The 17,671-nt window shown below is 40.7% G+C and carries 15 protein-coding genes; 3 read left to right on the forward strand and 12 right to left on the reverse strand.

Going from position 1 to position 17,671, the window contains the following annotated elements:
- Positions 1 to 23: 23 nt before the first annotated feature.
- The 6 genes from IE056_RS09215 to IE056_RS09240 all read right to left on the reverse strand — a co-directional run bounded on the left by IE056_RS09215 (position 24) and on the right by IE056_RS09240 (position 7,564).
- A complete protein-coding gene (locus tag IE056_RS09215; protein WP_189604425.1) occupies positions 24 to 1,997 on the reverse strand; it encodes a DUF3858 domain-containing protein in 1,974 nt (657 codons plus the stop codon).
- Entirely contained in the window at positions 1,990 to 3,363 is a 1,374-nt protein-coding gene (locus IE056_RS09220) for an exonuclease domain-containing protein (RefSeq protein WP_189604426.1), read from the reverse strand. Before IE056_RS09220 ends, IE056_RS09215 begins: the two co-directional genes overlap by 8 nt.
- A 15-nt stretch (positions 3,364 to 3,378) precedes the next feature.
- On the reverse strand, positions 3,379 to 4,038 hold the full coding sequence (locus IE056_RS09225) for a YggS family pyridoxal phosphate-dependent enzyme (protein WP_229793720.1): 660 nt from the start codon (positions 4,036 to 4,038) through the stop codon (positions 3,379 to 3,381).
- 50 nt (positions 4,039 to 4,088) lie between these two features.
- Complete coding sequence (locus IE056_RS09230) at positions 4,089 to 5,324, reverse strand: DUF1015 domain-containing protein (protein WP_189604427.1); 1,236 nt, start codon at positions 5,322 to 5,324, stop codon at positions 4,089 to 4,091.
- Positions 5,325 to 5,703: 379 nt separating this feature from the next.
- Positions 5,704 to 6,591, reverse strand: a complete 888-nt coding sequence (locus IE056_RS09235; RefSeq protein WP_189604554.1) for a 3-hydroxyacyl-CoA dehydrogenase family protein — start codon at positions 6,589 to 6,591, stop codon at positions 5,704 to 5,706.
- 7 nt (positions 6,592 to 6,598) lie between these two features.
- The gene (locus tag IE056_RS09240) at positions 6,599 to 7,564 is read right to left on the reverse strand and encodes a Gfo/Idh/MocA family protein (protein WP_189604428.1); all 966 of its coding nucleotides are present in this window, start codon (positions 7,562 to 7,564) and stop codon (positions 6,599 to 6,601) included.
- A gap of 134 nt (positions 7,565 to 7,698) precedes the next feature.
- On the opposite strand from IE056_RS09240, the gene IE056_RS09245 reads away from it, so the two are divergent.
- Entirely contained in the window at positions 7,699 to 8,349 is a 651-nt protein-coding gene (locus IE056_RS09245; RefSeq protein ID WP_373297305.1) for a protein-L-isoaspartate(D-aspartate) O-methyltransferase, read from the forward strand.
- Between the two features lie 125 nt (positions 8,350 to 8,474).
- On the opposite strand, the gene IE056_RS09250 is transcribed toward IE056_RS09245, so the two are convergent.
- A complete protein-coding gene (locus IE056_RS09250; protein ID WP_189604430.1) occupies positions 8,475 to 10,955 on the reverse strand; it encodes a DUF5686 and carboxypeptidase regulatory-like domain-containing protein in 2,481 nt (826 codons plus the stop codon).
- Positions 10,956 to 10,969: 14 nt separating this feature from the next.
- Positions 10,970 to 11,425: an SsrA-binding protein SmpB gene (smpB, locus tag IE056_RS09255; RefSeq protein WP_189604431.1), complete on the reverse strand. Its 456-nt coding sequence runs from the start codon at positions 11,423 to 11,425 to the stop codon at positions 10,970 to 10,972.
- A 173-nt stretch (positions 11,426 to 11,598) separates the two neighbouring features.
- Here smpB and IE056_RS09260 point away from each other — a divergent pair, with 173 nt between their 5' ends.
- Positions 11,599 to 12,348, forward strand: coding sequence for a DUF6503 family protein (locus IE056_RS09260; RefSeq protein WP_189604432.1), 750 nt, complete (start codon positions 11,599 to 11,601; stop codon positions 12,346 to 12,348).
- 9 nt (positions 12,349 to 12,357) lie between these two features.
- Here IE056_RS09260 and IE056_RS09265 read toward each other — a convergent pair whose 3' ends face one another.
- The 3 genes from IE056_RS09265 to IE056_RS09275 all read right to left on the reverse strand — a co-directional run bounded on the left by IE056_RS09265 (position 12,358) and on the right by IE056_RS09275 (position 14,630).
- Positions 12,358 to 12,882, reverse strand: coding sequence for a glycosyl-4,4'-diaponeurosporenoate acyltransferase CrtO family protein (locus IE056_RS09265; RefSeq protein ID WP_189604433.1), 525 nt, complete (start codon positions 12,880 to 12,882; stop codon positions 12,358 to 12,360).
- Positions 12,883 to 13,021: 139 nt separating this feature from the next.
- Positions 13,022 to 13,525 (reverse strand): SixA phosphatase family protein, encoded by a 504-nt coding sequence (locus IE056_RS09270; protein WP_189604434.1) that lies wholly within the window; start codon positions 13,523 to 13,525, stop codon positions 13,022 to 13,024.
- Positions 13,526 to 13,529: 4 nt separating this feature from the next.
- The gene (locus IE056_RS09275; protein ID WP_189604435.1) at positions 13,530 to 14,630 is read right to left on the reverse strand and encodes an esterase-like activity of phytase family protein; all 1,101 of its coding nucleotides are present in this window, start codon (positions 14,628 to 14,630) and stop codon (positions 13,530 to 13,532) included.
- 103 nt (positions 14,631 to 14,733) lie between these two features.
- Between IE056_RS09275 and IE056_RS09280 the strand changes: the two genes are divergently transcribed.
- Positions 14,734 to 14,919 carry a CsbD family protein gene (locus tag IE056_RS09280; protein ID WP_189604436.1) on the forward strand — a complete coding sequence of 62 codons (186 nt, stop codon included), beginning with the start codon at positions 14,734 to 14,736 and terminating at the stop codon, positions 14,917 to 14,919.
- 112 nt (positions 14,920 to 15,031) lie between these two features.
- On the opposite strand, the gene clpB is transcribed toward IE056_RS09280, so the two are convergent.
- Positions 15,032 to 17,632, reverse strand: coding sequence for an ATP-dependent chaperone ClpB (gene clpB, locus IE056_RS09285; protein ID WP_189604437.1), 2,601 nt, complete (start codon positions 17,630 to 17,632; stop codon positions 15,032 to 15,034).
- Positions 17,633 to 17,671 lie beyond the last annotated feature (39 nt).

Consider the following 17,671-nt stretch of genomic DNA (forward strand, 5'->3'; position numbering starts at 1 on the left):
ATAAATTTTATTGTTCCTGCAATTTAGCTTTTTTGCCTGATTACAATAAGAGATTGCTTCTGAATATCAATCATCTCATTAAAAAATTCTTTTAAATAAGGGTAGTAGCCCGCAGCATACACAGCCTTTGGAAAAGTAACGCGGCAATGGATATTCACAATGTTTTCATCTAGCTGTTGTACTACAAAATTAAGTGTACCTCCGTTTTCCGGCAACCTTAACAGCTTCTGTTCCGGTAGCTCGATCACTTCGTGTCCTTCAGGGATCTCCAAATGAATACTGTAGGAATAGGCATCCTTATAGCCAAAATCAATAGGGTAGTGGCGTTCCTTCAGCTGGAAAGGATTCTCTCCAAAAAAGGCAAAACTGAAAGGGTTTACGTAAATAAGATCATTGATCTTCTGTGATTCATTGTTCAGGTCAAAATTAAGGTCCAAAGCTTCTGCAGTGTAATTTTTAAGCAGGTATTTTACATTTTTGCTCCTTGTATGGGGATTAGGAGTGGTAAGGGTGTTGAAAATTTCTGCATTGGAAAGGTCATCCAGCTTTTCCCGGGCTATGATAGCGTGATATCCCGAAAAAGAATGCTGTGATATTCCTGTGGAGGTACCATCGCTGTTGACAATGATGGAATCCCTCACTGCAATCACTGAAAAATTATCTGGTTCAATATCTACCCAGGAACTTTCGTCTTTGAAATCCAGAAGTCGGGCATAAGAGTTGAGGCAGCGGTAAGGCAGGTTTCCAAAATCAAGATATTTTTCGGTTGCATCCAGGAAGTACTTTTCACCTTCTACTTCCAGCTGTACAGTGAGGTAATTGAATTCGCTTAAAACCGGATAAAGTTTGGTAGGCAATCCATTGGCACGGGTAGAATTTAATACCGGCCATACCTTGTATCCCTGCTCCTGGTAAATATTATGCAACAGTCCATTAATACCTGACACATTTCCAGATTGCTCTTTCAAAACATCTTTTATGCTCATGTCACCAAAGATCTTATAGTCGCCGTTCCACTTGTAGTTGTCTTTGACGAAAGCGTAGATTTTTTGGGCTTTTTCCAGATTGTTGGGCATATTCTGGATATCCTCCGGAAGGACATTTTTTACTGCAGAAGTTTTTTTAAGTTGCCGGCCAAGATCTCCATCTGTACGTATTTCTTTATCGACATCTTTCCAGGTCTTGGTGTATTTTGTCACCCGGCCGTCAAGTGCAGTGACTTCCATAAGCTCATATTCAATACGGGTAATGAAGTTGTACCGGGAGGTAAGGTAATTTTCTTCCACAAAGGCAGGAATATGTTCCATTAAATATACCGTATTCACGCAGGATCCGGGATTTGTAGCGTCTTTAAAGAAACAGTTCTTTACAAGTTCTGCATCGTGTTTGGTGAATTGCTGTGTACCTACTTTTTTAATGTTGTAGTTAAAATTCCCCGGAATCTCACTCACGAATTTGCTGTAGATCTTAGGAATATCTTCCTGAAACCACCAGGTTTGGAACTTATAGAAAAAAGGAGATTCCAGTTCGTAGGAGTAGACGATCACAGCTCCCGGACGTAGTGCGGGGAAGGTGAATTTTACGAGATCATAATCGGGATTTTCTTCCGTATAGATCTTAGAGGCTTCGAGGATTTCCTGCTTTATGCTCCCGTTCTCCATATAATAGGTGGCGGCCTGGAGTTTATTTAATTTTTCCTTTGTCTGGCTGTTCTTTGAAAGCCTGATTTTAATATCGGCATGTTCGTAGCCTTCTGTATTAAGGATCTTCACCTTTGCAGTGTAATCTGTAATAAGTTTTAGAGTATTTCCTTCACGAAACCTGGTAAAACCTTCTTCATAGATGTAAAAGGCATTTGCAGTAGAATCTTTGGAGTAGCTGTTGGAGTTTAAGTCTCCGGCAGTTACGATGGCATCCTGTATTCTGAAGTTTTCTTCCTGTGCCTGCAGAAGTGTAAATGAGAAGAAAAGCAGTAGGAGAGGTAAAAATTTATTCATTTGCAGAGAGTTCTATGATCTTTAATTTGTTGTTTTTTCTCAGGTAACTTTGAATAATGTGTTGCGCATCCCTGTCACTTTTCATTGGGGTGATGATGGACTTGATGATGTCAATATTATTAAGCTGATAATTAAGGTTGAAATAACCAATACCTTTGAACTCTCCTTCTTCTACAAGCAATGCGCTTTTTTCATCGATATCCCGTCCCCGGTCAATTACGAGCATGTTTTTGTTTTCATAGCTGTATCTCGCTATAACTTCTTCCACTCTTTGGTTATAATCTTCGGGAGTTTCTTTTTCTGCACAGGCTCCCTTACATTCCTGTATACTGTAATTAAAACAGGCTCCGTTACCCGAATATAATCCGGTGTATCGCTGGCACAAATTATAATTGCTTACAATTTCGGTCAAAACAGCTTTTGCCTGCTGAAGATTGGTAAAAGTGGTAATGTTTTTTTTACGTCCGTCTGCTTTTCCTATTTTCAAATGAATGTAACCATTGGTATCAACAGTTTTGTAAAGCGCGTAACTAAATATCGTTTTGGTAAGGGATTTATTGAATTTAGGTTTGTTCCGTTTAATCTCTTCGTTTTCCTTTAAAAGAGCATTAAGTTCATTTCCAGTAGCTTCATAAGTGATGGAAACCACCTCTTTCTGAATTTCCAGAGATTTGCGGTTGTCACTTGTAAAATGCTGATTAACCCGTTTTTTGATGTTCCTGCTTTTTCCAATGTAAATGATATCCCCTTCAGAGTTATGGAGATAATATACTCCTGTAATCGACGGAAGGTCCTCCAGCAAATGCACCAGTTTCGTATCCATTGTATTTTTGGGAGTGCTCCTTACCATGCTGCGAAGGATCTCTTTTTCGGTATCCTTAGCCAGTAGCATTTTAAAAAGCTTCACGGTTGCCTGTGCATCCCCATTCGCCCGGTGACGGTCACTCAGCGGAATTCCCAGCGCTCGAACCAGTTTTCCAAGGCTATAGGATTTTTGCCCGGGAATCAGTTTTTTAGATAATTCCACCGTACAAAGGCTTTGTCGCTCGTAATCGAAGCCAAGGCGCATGTACTCTGTCCTTAAGATCCGGTAATCGAATTTGGCGTTATGGGCCACCAGAATGCAGTCTCGGGTAATTTCCACAATTCTCCTGGCCACCTCAAAAAATTTGGGAGCATTACGGAGCATTTCATTATTGATCCCCGTAAGTCCAACCACGAATGGCTGAATGGGTATTTCGGGATTGATAAGGCTTATATACTGGTCTACGACCTTATGGCCGTCAAATTTATAAATGGCAATTTCTGTGATCCCCTCTTCATTATACTTCCCGCCGGTAGTTTCTATGTCTAAAATTGCGTACAAAAGTGTGGTTCGATATTAATTATAATTCCTTTCTCCAAAAATGGAACTCCCTACCCGTATCATCGTGCTTCCACATTCCAGGGCTATTTTATAGTCCCCGCTCATGCCCATAGAAAGGGTAGTGAAATCTTCCTGTTCTTGCTTAAAAGCCTCAAATGTAGTCCTTAAAAACGAAAATTCAGATTTTATCTTGTCTTCGTTTTCTGTTAAAGTAGCCATCCCCATCAATCCGGTGATCTTTACATGAGGAAGTTTGCGTAATTCTTCAGATTGAAGGATTTCTTTAGCAGCTGCAACATCCAGGCCATATTTGCTATCTTCTTCTGCTATTTTTATCTGTAATAGGCATTTAATGAGTCGGTTATGTTTTTCTGCCTGTTTGTTTATTTCTTTCAGAAGTTTCAGACTGTCTACTGCATGAATTAGCTCCACAAATTCTGCCATATATTTCACCTTGTTCCGCTGAACGTGACCCACCATGTGCCATTCAATATCCTTTGGGAGGTCTTCCCATTTTTGGGTCATTTCCTGGATCTTATTCTCCCCAAAAATGCGCTGGCCGGCATCGTATGCCTCCATCAGGTCTTCATTGGGTTTGGTTTTTGAAATAGCAACCAGGGATACTTCTGAAGGAATTTCAGCTTTGATTTTCTTTATGTTTTCTGAAATACTCATTTTTATCTTCTTTTGAATTTCTTCTGAAAAATTTCTTTTTCCTGAAATTATTAAAATTCATATACAGTTAATCCGCTTCTTAATTTTGGTTCAATATAAGTGCTTTTAGGGGGCATGATCGAACCTTCGTCAGAGATCTGTTTGACTTCTTCGATGGTTGGCGGAAGCATCCCGAAACCAACTATGAAATCACCTTCATCCACAGCTTTTTTTACCTCAAAAGGCTCATTTTTACCTGGAAGATAGGCTATCCTGCGGTCATTTTTCAAATCTGAAATGCCGAGCAAAGGCTGCAATATTTTAATGTAGAGGATATAAGGATCCAATTCGCTGAGGGAATTAGTAAACTCGTAATTGGTTTTTCTAAGATACAACGAATAAAATTCTCCGTCAAGATACATGGAAAAATGATGTTTTTTGGAAGGTTTGTACAAATCTTCCCCACGGTTCTCAATCCTGAACCATTCATCCAGTAACATTAAAAATTCCTTTTTTGAAAGTCCGTTGAGATCCCGCACCAGTCGGTTGAATTCGTAAAGTTTAAGGCTGCTTTCTGCAATTAGATAGCTTAAAAAATAATTGTAAGGCTCTTCTCCGGTATGGTTGGGATTATTTTCTTTAGATTCTTTGGCAAGCAGGGAGGAGGAAGCGCTGCGATGATGCCCGTCTGCAATATAAACCGCTTTCATTTTTTCAAACTCCGATTTTATCTGGGCTGCGGTTTTGGGATCATTTACCACCCATAAACGATTGGTTTCTTTATTGAGCGAAGTAAATTCATATTCCGGACGCTGCTGCATTGTTTCAGAAATGATCTGGTTCACCAGCTCGCTGTCGGGATACGTCAAAAGAACGGGTTCGGTATTAAAACCAACAATCTTGAGGTAATCTTTAAAAAGCCTTTCCCGGTGGGAAATCGTGTCTTCGTGCTTTTTTATAATGTCATTTTCGTAATCTTCCACACTGGCAGCCGCTATAATTCCGCAGTATTTCTGGTGACGGGACTGGGTTTCATAGATGTAGTAACACGGAAGTTCATCCTGAATAAAAATGCCTTCTTCCTTAAATTCGGAATAGCGGTTTTTTACCAATCTAAATTTCTTTTCGCCCGTAATATCTTCATGAAATTTGTATCCCGGATTGATAATATGCAAAAATGAATACGGATTGTGATCCAGCTGAAACTTTAGTTCTTCCACCGAATACTCCTGATAGGGACGGGATGACACCAGCCCCACTTTGTCCCTGGAAGGCCTGACTGCTTTAAACGGAATTATTTTTGCCAATATTTGTAGTTAAAATTCAATATTTCTGGTTTTCTTGAAAAAAGGTTGCAGGTTGTAAATTCCAAAAGGCCAGGCTGCAATTAAATCCGCTTTTCCTGTTTTGTGAAATTTGAAGGGATCAGAAAAAAGTAGTAAGATCCAATTCTCAACCCCAATACTTTTATAAGTTCAGGAATTCCTTTTTTTTTATGAAATGTCTTGCTATTAGTCTATGCCATCCACGCAAAGGCGCAGTGATTTTCGCTAATTTCGCAAAGAAAAAATCCAGTATTAAAAATCGCAAATCCCAAATTCCAGAAAAGGTTTTCTTATCTCTCTTCTCTTTCTTCTGGTTCCTCACAAACCAAAAATCTCTAATCTCACATCTAAGATTTCAAATCTAAATAAACTGCTTCGAAACCTTTTCAGCTTTTCTGCTTTCGGAATAATCATAAAAACCTTCACCCGATTTCACACCGAATTTTCCTGCCTGCACCATGTTTACCAATAGTGGAGAAGGGGCGTATTTCGGATTTTTGAATCCGTTGTACATCACTTCCAGGATGGACAGGCATACATCCAGTCCGATGAAATCTGCCAGCTGAAGGGGACCCATAGGATGTGCCATTCCGAGTTTCATTACGGTGTCGATCTCCTGAACTCCTGCAACTCCGTTATAAAGAGTTTCAATCGATTCATTGATCATTGGCATCAGGATACGGTTGGCTACAAAGCCGGGATAGTCATTTACTTCTACAGGAACTTTATTCAGTTTTTCTGAAAGACTCATAATAGATTTTGTAATCTCATCACTGGTATTATAACCGCGAATGATTTCCACGAGCTTCATTACCGGCACCGGATTCATAAAATGCATCCCAATCACCCGCTGCGGATTCGAAACCACAGAAGCTATTTTAGTAATAGAAATAGAAGAGGTGTTGGAAGCTAGCACGGTATCTTCAGAACAAATGTCATCCAGCTCCTTGAAAATGGACAGTTTAAGATCCACATTTTCAGTGGCTGCTTCCACCACAAGATCCACATTTTTGGCTCCTTCAGGAATGCTGGTAAACGTGGTAATATTGTTGAGGGTGTTGTTTTTATCTTCTTCAGAAATTTTTTCTTTAGCCACCATTCTATCCAGATTTTTGGAAATGGTTTGCATTCCTTTTTCTAAAGATTTTTCTGAAATGTCAATTAAATGTGTTTTGTATCCAAATTGAGCAAAAGTGTGGGCGATTCCGTTACCCATAGTTCCTGCTCCAATGACTGCAATATTTTTCATAGTTGATTTACTCATTAAATGCGTTTATAACTTGTTTGGCAACCTTTAAAGCTTCTGTTCCCTGTTCCAGGCTAACCACCGGTGTGGTATTGTTCCTTATTGCATCTGCAAAAGAGTTCAATTCGTCAAGAATGGCATTATTGGGACTCACAGTAGGATTGTCAAAATAGATCTGTTTTTTGATGCCCTCTGCGTTTTGCAGGATCATGTCAAAATCTCCCGCCTCTTTGGGAGCATCTTTCATTTTTACCACCTCACATTTTTTCTCCAGGTAATCTACCGAGATATACGCATCCCGCTGAAAAAATCTTGATTTCCGCATATTCTTCAGGGAAATCCTGCTGGCTGTAAGGTTAGCGACACACCCGTTTTCAAACTCAATACGGGCATTCGCAATATCGGGGGTTTCACTTATTACTGAAACTCCGCTGGCACTAATCTTTTTTACCTTGGATTTTACCACACTCAGAATAGCATCAATATCGTGGATCATCAAATCCAGCACCACGGGAACGTCTGTTCCCCGGGGATTAAATTCTGCCAGCCTGTGGGCTTCAATGAACATGGGGTTTTCAATTTTAGAGCTAACTGCGCTAAAAGCAGGATTGAACCGTTCCACATGTCCTACCTGACCTTTAACTCCATATTCTTTTGCGAGCGCCACAAGTTGATCTGCTTCCTCCACTGTGTTGGTGATAGGTTTTTCAATAAAAAGGTGCTTCCCGGCGGTGATTGCTTTTTTTCCTGCTTCAAAATGAGACATGGTGGGAGTGACCACATCTACAACATCTACAGCCTTTATAAGTTCATCTATGTTTTTGAAGTAAGTATATCCGAATTCTTTTTCGATCTCTTTGCCGTAGTCTTCATTGATATCATGAAATCCAATAAGATCATATTCTGTCGATTCCTGTAGTAGGCGAAGATGGATTTTCCCCAAATGTCCCGCGCCCAATACGCCTGCCTTTAGCATAATTTACGTTTTCAACAAAAATAAGATTTCTTAGCTTAAAGCCAATGAGAGTTTTATGATAAAAGCTTTTTTACTGTGGCTTTTTTTCTTCATCAATTGTTAAGGTTTGCTTAATTTTGGTCCTTTCAAAAACAGTGAAGGTGCGAAGTGATACGTTAAAACATCAGGGAAAAAGACAGCAGCTGGCAAATATTGTTGCCGGAAAAGGTATAAAGGATGATCGCGTTTTGGCGGCGATCAAAAAGATCCCCAGACATCTTTTTATGGACAGCAGTTTTGAAGATCATGCTTACCAGGATAAAGCCTTTCCTATTGCTGCAGATCAAACCATTTCGCAGCCCTATACTGTGGCGTACCAAACGGAACTTTTGCAGGTTTCCAAAGGGGAAACTGTACTGGAAATAGGGACGGGGAGCGGATACCAGACTGCCGTACTGTGTGAAATGGGCGCTAAAGTTTACAGCATCGAGCGGCAGCAGGAACTTTTCCGGAAAACGAAGATGTTTCTTTCTAAAATCGGTTACCGGCCAAGGTACCTGGGATTCGGAGACGGTTATAAAGGTCTTCCCGACTATGCACCCTTCGACAGGATCATCGTCACCGCTGGAGCGCCTTATGTTCCGAATCCATTGCTGAGTCAGTTGAAAGTAGGTGGAAGAATGGTGATTCCCGTAGGTAAAGACGTGCAGGTAATGACCTTGTTTGAACGCAAATCTGCCAACGAATTCCAAAAAAGCGAATACGATGATTTTAGGTTTGTGCCTTTGTTGGAAGACAGAAACTGAATTCAGCATTCAGGTTTTTAGTATTCCAGTATTCAGTCCAATGTCACCCTGAGCCCGACCGTGGGGAGGAAAAATCGAAGCGCTTTTAAAAACAGACGCTGGTCTGATATAAAAATTTTATTTAATTAAAGAATATTCAAAAACTTCAGCCCAAAAATAAAAGCTCCTTCCCGATTTCCTTCATATTCCGAAACCACATAATCCAATCGTAAAAAACGGAATTTTCCGAAGCCAAGATTATCAAGTCCTACAGAATATTCATTATAAGGCTGTCTTCCTTCAGTAGTAAGGGCGTGTGCTCCAATCACCAGGTTATAATTTAGTCGGTTTATCAAGGGGATTTTTCCTAGGATCCAGCCCTGGAAATCATGTTCCACGTGAGCTTCGGCATAATTATTACTGGTGCTTAGCGCGTAATAAGGCAGTAAATTAAACTTTCCGAGGTAATTGGAAGAAGTGCCTATTCTTGTTTGGTTTCCGTTAAAATGCCGGTAATCTACATAAGAAACCTCTTCATCATTAAAAAAGGTGCCTCCGGTAAGGCTGTAACCAAGTTCTCCTTTATTTCCAACGGTAATTTCCTGTTGCAGGCCAGCTCTTAAGTGGTCATAATTATATGCAGAGATGTCTGAGCCAAAACCTTTGTCATAGACTATGGTAAGGCTGGGATATTTCTCGTTGGGGACATTGTATTTTCCGTCGGGATAACTAATATATTTTTGTCCGAATTTTATGCTGGCCGCAAGAGAGAATTTAAAGATCTCGTGTTCAGAAAACGGAGCTGAATTCTCATTTTCTGGTTGCAACGGATTGTTGGAAGTGAATTCCCGGTCATCCCAATTGATGAGAAATGCTTTGTCGCGGTGATTAAATAACGGACTTCTATTCTCATAACTTATAGAGGATTTTGCTGAAAATCCATTAAAAATTTCCTGTTGATAAGCGACTTTTGCGAAATCCAGTTCGTAAAGCTTCAGGTAATTGCGCTCGAAAAAAGCAGTGGTAATATTGTTTAAAGTAGCAGTAATTGGCTGCCGACTATTAATCTGTTCCACCGTACTTCCCCCTGAAACCGTTAAAACTGGGTTGGAAGTATTGTTGAATTTCTGCTGAAAACCTCCGGAGAATCTGAATTTCTCTTCTGCAAGTCCATAATTCATTTTACTGAAGATCCTCCAGTAAGTTCCGTAGTTTTCGTCGGTGTTTTGGCGGAAAGAAGCTTTAAGGGACGTATTATAACCCTGCACTGTATTGATGTTGGTATTGAAAACAGGAGAACCAATGTTCAGCGACCATTTTTCATAAGAATTGCTGTAGGTATAACCGGTGATCAAGTTGCCCAGGCTAAATTTATTGTAGACGTTGTCCAGGGAATCGAGATAAGGTTTAGAATTTCTCAATTCCTGAAGACTATCTTTCCTTATATAATCATTCTGTTCTTCCTGTGTGAGCGGAACAGGTCGAAAATTTCTCCAGAAAGTTGAATCTTTCTTGTTGGCTTCAGGAGCAAAAGAAACGATTTCATTGGTAAAGGATTTTCTGTTTAGCTGTGGAGAAAAGTCGTAATTGGTGTAAGCAGCGGTGAACCTGCCATCACCCTTGATCCCAAACATGTTGAAAGCAAAATCGATGGTCTGGGAAATTGGCACCCAAAGCTGCTCTTCTTCTGAAAAATTGAAGTTCTGGCGAAACACCAGTTCTTCAATAGGCGGCACCTGAATGGCTTCTCCGGTAGTTTTTAGTTCGATCCCGTAAAGCTGCCAGGTATCTTCGGTGATGTATACAAATCCGTTAAATGCTTTGTCTTTAGGTCGTTTGGGAGTCACCTTTATCTTGTTAATAAGGTTTCCGCGGTCATTGTAAAATATACCTTCCAGCTTGAAATTATAGTAGTTGAAAGCGTAATCGGCAAGAGGAGAGATCAGTTGAGTGTTGAGGCTGATGGTATTGTTGTAAAAGGAAATAGTCGCTTCCTGGGCACTGTTAAGACTAAAACCATTATCATCTCCACTCACTTTTGAGGCAATGATCTTTTCCTTGAAATTATCGGGAGCTTTATAGGTGATTTCTGAAATTGTCTCGCTCAGATAAACTATTCCGCTGCGGGTGGAATCGAGTCCGCCGCCAAGATCTCCAATCTCCTGACCCAGAATTTTTTCAGGGGCATTTTTTATCCGCCAAAGTCCTCGGGAATAGAAATCGGCAGTATATTCCTGAATTTTAGCCTTATGAAAATCGCGTTTTTCGATGGCATTTCTCATGATCCTGTTCGCTGGATTATCCCCGGAATTCACCACCACTTCATCCAACGTGGTAGATTCTTCAGTTAATTCGGCATTCAGGGTGTGCGGCAAAGAAGAAATGGAAATTGCCTTTTTCTGTGTCTTATAACCTAAAAACTGAAAAACCACCGAATAATTTCCGGGTTTGGAAATATCAAGTTCATAAACACCATTTTCATTGGTGGTGGTTCCCGAAAAACTGCCTTCGAGGTATATATTTACATACGCTAAAGGTTCGGCATCTTTGTTGGTGACTTTTCCGGTGATTTGTGCTAGTCCTGAAAAAGAACAGAACAGTAGCAGGAGGAGATAAAACTTGTTCAAAAGTAGTTTTTAAATTATCGGTAATCTTTTTGAATCCTGTCAAGGCGGCGTTTGCTTTCCCTGTCTTTGATGGTCTCACGTTTGTCGTACAGTTTCTTCCCTTTTGCCAGGGCAATCTGCATTTTTGCTAGTCCGCGGTCATTGATGAACACCCGCAACGGAACAATGGTTAATCCGGAATTTTTAACTTCCTTCTCCAGTTTACGGAGTTCCCGGCGCTGCAGTAAAAGCTTACGTGCACTTTTAGGGTTGTGGTTAAAATGCGTGGCATGAGAATATTCCTGCACCGTCATATTAATAACAAAAAGCTCACCATTGTTAAACTCACAAAAACTTTCGGCAATAGAAGCTTTCCCTTCGCGAATGGATTTGATCTCGGTACCCGCCAGCTTAATTCCGGCGACATACTTGTCCAGGATCTCGTATTCAAACTTAGCCTTTTTGTTCTTTATATTAATGCTGTTTTTCATAGTCCAACAAAAATAGGAAGCTTTATGAATTTAAAACAGTAAATATTGGAAAGAAAATGAAATTATTCGTTAAACAGATAAAAAAGAATAAATCTTTAAAAATAAAGGCGTGCAAGAGTAGAAGACTGGTACTGTTTTAATTGATTTGTATCTTTGCAGGAAATTTGCTCCCTATGAAATTTTTTTACGCTTTCGTTCTTTTGATCATCTTCTCTTCCTGTAACAATGAAAAAGAGAAAACCCCGGCTGAAAATATTATTTCCAAAGCCATTGAAAAGGCCGGAGGCGAGAAATATGAGAAAGCAGAAATTCACTTTAAATTCCGGAAAAACACGTTTAGCAGCAGGAGGGACGGCGGACTATTTGAATATACCCGTACCATTACAGATACCTTGGGGGAGGCCAGAGATGTACTTACCAATGAAGGTTTCCGGCGATTTCGGGAAGAGCAGGAAGAGACCTTGCACGATACTTTAAAATCAGCTTTTTCTAACAGTGTTAACTCAGTTCATTATTTTGTGCAGTTGCCATATGGCCTCAACGCTCCTGCAGTTCAGGAAGAGCTGGTGGGGGAGGATACCATTTCCGGAGAGCCTTACTTTGAGATCAAAGTTACTTTTGCGCAGGAAGGTGGCGGGACAGACCATGAGGATGAGTACATGTACTGGATCCATCAGGAAGATTATACAGTGGATTATCTCGCCTACCGTTTTTATGTAAATGAAGGCGGCATTAGATTTAGAAAAGCTATCAATCCGCGAAAAATCGAAGGCTTACGTTTTGTGGATTACGAAAATTATAAATTACAGGATAATTGGGAAAATATCGATCTAAAAGACCTGGATGAGCTTTTTGAAGCTGGAAAACTTCCGTTGCTGTCCTTGATCGAAACGCAGATTGAAAAAGTGGAAATTCAAGAATAATTTTTTCATCTAATTCATCTTCTGAAGAATCCTTCTGTACCTCGGCCTGTTGTACCGCTGTACCATGATAGGGTACACATTCAGCAGTAGATTCAGGATGATTAACCATAGTGCTTCTTGCAGATTTTCAGCCACGAGAATGGTGACGAAGCCAACTATCAAAAATATGATGGTATGACCGGCTTCAGAACTTCGGGATTTATTTTCAGCTAATTCCAGGGAATTTCTTTTGCTGGAGATTTTCATATCTTTCCGGCTTATCTTCTCCCAGCCTGTCCAGACCAGGAGTTTGCGGAAAAAATGAACTCCGAAGAATTTATATACAGTACCTCCTTTTTCAAACGCTTGTGAATCGAAGTAGGAGGATTCATATTTCCAGTTGACCAGGGAATCCATGAATGTGTACCAGGCCATTAGAACGAAATTAAGGATCCAGGCAAAAGAGAAACCGGTAAAGCCTGAAAATTTTCCCCAATAATAACAAACCAGGAATGAAACAGCGGTGGCCAGGATTACTTTAGTCCATTTGATCATGTTCCTGAAGTTTAAAAACTTTTTAGCAGGTTAAAGGATTGGTCATTCTGAATTTAGTCAGAATCCTGCAAATTTAATTTTCCATATTTAACCCAAAACTCCGAACTTAGGGATAGGTGGACGCAAAGTAAATACAGCTTTAATTTATATAAAGCACGTGACTCTGCTTCTCACCCGAAGGCGTTACGGTAACAATGAAAAGGCTTCCGCTTTCAGACTCAGGGATGTCCTCGTATTTTTCTTCTTCAATGATGTAATTGACAAATTCCGGATTCAAATTGCTATGCCCAACAACCAAAACGGTTTTCCCTTTGGTTTCCTGCTGAAAATCTTTATCGTGCAGTTTTTCGGTGTTGTAAAGGGAAACAGGAAGGTCGTGATCATCGGCCACAGGTTTGGCAGTTTGATGCGCACGCTTGTATTTGGAACTGTACACCATGTCCAACGGAACTTCTTTAAAGACTTCTTTCCATTTTTCGGCCCTTATCCTACCTTCTTCAATAAGATCGGGATCATGATTGTCGGGATCTGAAAGGTCTTTTTCCGCATGTCTTATAAAATAATAGGTGGTCATTTCATCTGATGTATTTTGTTCACAGGAAGCCAGGCTAAAAAAGATTAAAAACAGGAGGGCAAAACGCATAACTTTAATTTTTTAGGTTAATTTCCATCAGGATGACTTGATTAAGTTGTCTCCCAAGGCTGTTGAAATTATTATCTGAAATTAAAATTAAACTTTTATTTCCATTCGGCAGCGTAGGGCCAAAGGTCATGCCTTCAATATTATCTATGATTTCTTCAGTGAGGAAATTTTTAGCCCATTTAAAGTCATAGATCAGTTCTTTCTTTGCAGGATTGTAGAAATTCACCCGCAGGTTGGTTTTGTCCAGCGTGTTTGTTGCAAGAGTAGCATCCACATCAAAAATTCTCACCGTATTTCCTTTACTGCCATGACCTGCTGCAAATCCTCGTTCCAGAACAAGGAATTTATTGGGCGCATATTCCAGAATATCGGTCACTCCGTTTACCGCGAAATACAACCACGGAATCTTCGCGATGGGTTCCAAGCGATAGGGAAATTGCATGGTGGCCTGCTGTGTTTCCTTGTCGAAATATGTAATTCTCACCGGGGATTTCGTCCGAATCAATTTGGGTTTGGGACCATCGGCCTTAAGCGGAAGTTCCATGGCGGCCCAATATCCTTTTTTATCGAATGCTTCGGCTAAGCCTTCAAACATTCCGTTGTTGCGGGGTTCCCTATCACTAATAGCTTTGAAATACTCGGGAAGTATAAACTTATCGAGAAATTCACCTTCAGAAGTAACAGTGAAAACTGCGGGATCCTGAAGGTTGTTAATAGAGCCTTCACTGCTCAGGATGAAGCTACTGTCTTGCGGAATGTACCTGATACCTTCCAGGTCCAGGTGCTCATTTTTTAGCTTTGGATGGGAAGTTTTTAATCGTATTACTTCTGAAAATGTCACGGTATCAATACTTTCTCCACTTAGCTGAATATCTGCTTTGTAAAACCTTGGATTTCCTGGATGATCACATACCAGATAAAAAGCGCCCTCGTGATAATCAATACCCGATAATCCGCCCACTTTTGTTCCCTGCACTTCCAGATCCTGAGGGATTACGTAATCATCAAGAAACCTTACATCCAGGTTTCGGGTGGCACCGGTTCTTGTGGATTTACATCCAACCAGCGAAATACATAGGGCAGCTAAAAAGAGGATTTTTTTCATATGGTAAAAATAACAATTCATTAAGATTAATATGGGAGAAAAATGGCAGAAAAAGGGAAATCTGATCTGTACTTTTAATCAACGAATTTTAAAACTTAAAATTATGAATAATGACCAGTTAGAAGGAAAATGGAAGCAAATTAAAGGTAGCTTTAAACAAAAATATGGTGACCTTACAGACGATGACACCACTTACACCGAAGGAAAATTTGATGAGCTTCTGGGCCGTTTACAGGAAAAAACCGGTCGCGGAAAAGAGGAACTGAAAAGAGAAATCGATAATTGGTAAGATCCAATTAATATCAGATCAATAAAAACGGCCGGAAATTTTTTCCGGCCGTTCTATTTTTACAATAGCTAAAATAGATTCAAAACTACTGAATAAACCACTTCCTGCTGAATTACTGCACAATCTCCTCCTGATTTCTGAAAACCAGTTCTCCGTCAAAGGAATCCAGCAGGATGATACTGTCGGTTTCTATTTTTCCGGCGAGGATCTCTTTGGAAAGCTTATTTAAAACTTCCCGTTGAATTACCCTTTTTACAGGTCTTGCCCCAAACTGCGGATCAAATCCTCTCTCGGCAAGGTGTGCAATCGCTTCTTCTGTTGCATCCAGCGTGATTCCCTGTTGCGCGAGCATCCTGGTGATCCCTTTCAGCTGAAGCCCCACAATTCTTGAAATATCCTTGTGGGTGAGCGGAGTAAACATCACGATGTCATCAATTCTGTTAATAAACTCTGGCCGTACGCTTTGTTTTAGCAGCGCCAGCACTTCCTCTTTGGCACTATCCATGGCGGTATCCATATCTTTTACAGTTTCAAATTTCTCCTGAATAAGATGTGATCCCAGGTTGGAAGTCATCACTATAATTGTATTCCTAAAATCTGCAAGTCTACCTTTACTATCTGTCAGCCTGCCTTCGTCCAGTACCTGTAACAGGATGTTAAAAGTATCCGGATGGGCTTTTTCGATCTCGTCTAAAAGAACTACCGAATATGGTTTTCTTCTTACCGCTTCTGTTAATTGACCGCCTTCATCATAACCAACATATCCCGGAGGTGCTCCCACAAGCCTGCTCACCGAATGTCGCTCCTGATATTCACTCATATCAATCCTTGTCATGGCGCTTTCGTCATCAAACAGGTATTCTGCCAGGGCTTTAGCAAGCTCGGTTTTACCAACTCCGGTGGTCCCGAGGAAAAGGAAAGAACCAATCGGTCTTTTCTGATCCTGAAGTCCGGCGCGGCTTCTTCGCACCGCATCACTTACCGCCACGATTGCCTCTTCCTGTCCCACAACTCTTTTGTGGAGTTCGTCTTCGAGTTTCAGCAGTTTTTCTCGCTCGCTTTGCAGCATTTTTGTCACCGGAATTCCGGTCCATTTTGCTACTACTTCCGCGATATCTTCATTGGTAACTTCCTCCTTGATGAGGCTTTTCCCCTGCTGATTCACTTCCAGTTGTTTCTGAAGATCAGCTAGCTTTTCCTGCTCATCTTTTATTTTTCCATAACGGAGTTCGGCCACTTTTCCATAATCTCCTTCACGTTCGGCTCTTTCTGCTTCCAGCCTGAATTCTTCAATGTTAGATTTAGTAGTCTGGATATTGTCTACTACATCTTTTTCATTTTTCCACTGGGCGTGAAGTTCGTTTCGCTCGTCTTTATAGTTGGCAAGGTCGGCGCGTAAAGATTTCAGTTTTGTTTCATCTTTTTCACGTTTAATTGCTTCTATTTCAATTTCCAGCTGCATGATCTTGCGGTCCAGAACATCCAGTTCTTCAGGCTTTGAGTTGATTTCCATTCGTAGTCTGGAAGCAGCTTCGTCCATTAAATCAATAGCTTTATCCGGTAAAAATCGGTTTGTGATGTAACGCTGAGAAAGTTCCACAGCTGCAATGATCGCTTCATCCTTGATCCTCACCTTATGATGGGTTTCATATTTCTCTTTGATCCCCCGAAGAATGGAAATGGCACTTTCGGTATCAGGCTCATCCACCATCACCTTCTGGAACCTTCTTTCCAAAGCTTTGTCCTTTTCGAAATATTTCTGATACTCATCTAATGTTGTGGCACCAATGGCACGTAGCTCTCCTCTGGCAAGTGCAGGTTTTAAAATGTTTGCTGCATCCATAGCACCCTGGCCACCACCGGCTCCAACCAGCGTGTGGATCTCATCAATAAAAAGGACGATGTTTCCTTCACTGGATGTCACTTCCTTGATCACGGCTTTGAGTCTTTCCTCAAATTCCCCTTTGAATTTTGCGCCTGCGATCAATGCTCCCATGTCCAGGGAAAAGATCTGTTTATCCTGAAGGTTTTCAGGAATATCACCAGCAATGATCCTGTGGGCCAGTCCTTCGGCAATGGCAGTTTTTCCCACTCCGGGTTCTCCCACCAACATAGGGTTGTTTTTGGTTCTCCTCGAAAGAATTTGAAGCACCCTTCTTATTTCTTCATCCCGCCCAATTACAGGATCCAGTTTCCCTTCCTCAGCCAGTTTGTTGAGGTTGTTGGCATACTTGTTCAGTGAATTGTAGGTCTCTTCGGCACTTTGAGAAGTCACACGATCGCCTTTTCTCAATTCATCAATGGCTGCTTTTAATCCTTTTTCTGTGGCTCCCTGGTCTTTAAGGATCTGGGCTACCTTACTTGAGGATTTAAAAATTGCCAGAATGAGGTGTTCTACGGAAACATATTCGTCGCTCATCTTCTTTGCAATGGTAGAAGCTTCATTCAATGTTCTGGAAGCTTCCCTCGAGAGCATAAGGTCCGCGCCGCTTACCTTCGGAAAACTTTGTAAAGTATTATCCAGGATCTGCCCGAAAAGGTTCACGTTAATGTTAAGCTTCTTCAGTATAAATGGTGTAACGTTCTCATCAACGGTAGTGATCGCTTTGAAAATGTGTTCATTTTCAATTTGCTGATGGCCAAGCTCCTGCGCTAACTGCTGTGCTTGCTGAATGGCCTCCTGCGATTTTATTGTAAAATTGTTTAAATTCATAGTTGTAGTTTTTCTGATGAATAGCAATTCATATACCAG

Origin of the sequence: Salinimicrobium marinum, assembly GCF_014651535.1 — a bacterium.
Classification (GTDB): Bacteria; Bacteroidota; Bacteroidia; order Flavobacteriales; family Flavobacteriaceae; genus Salinimicrobium; species Salinimicrobium marinum.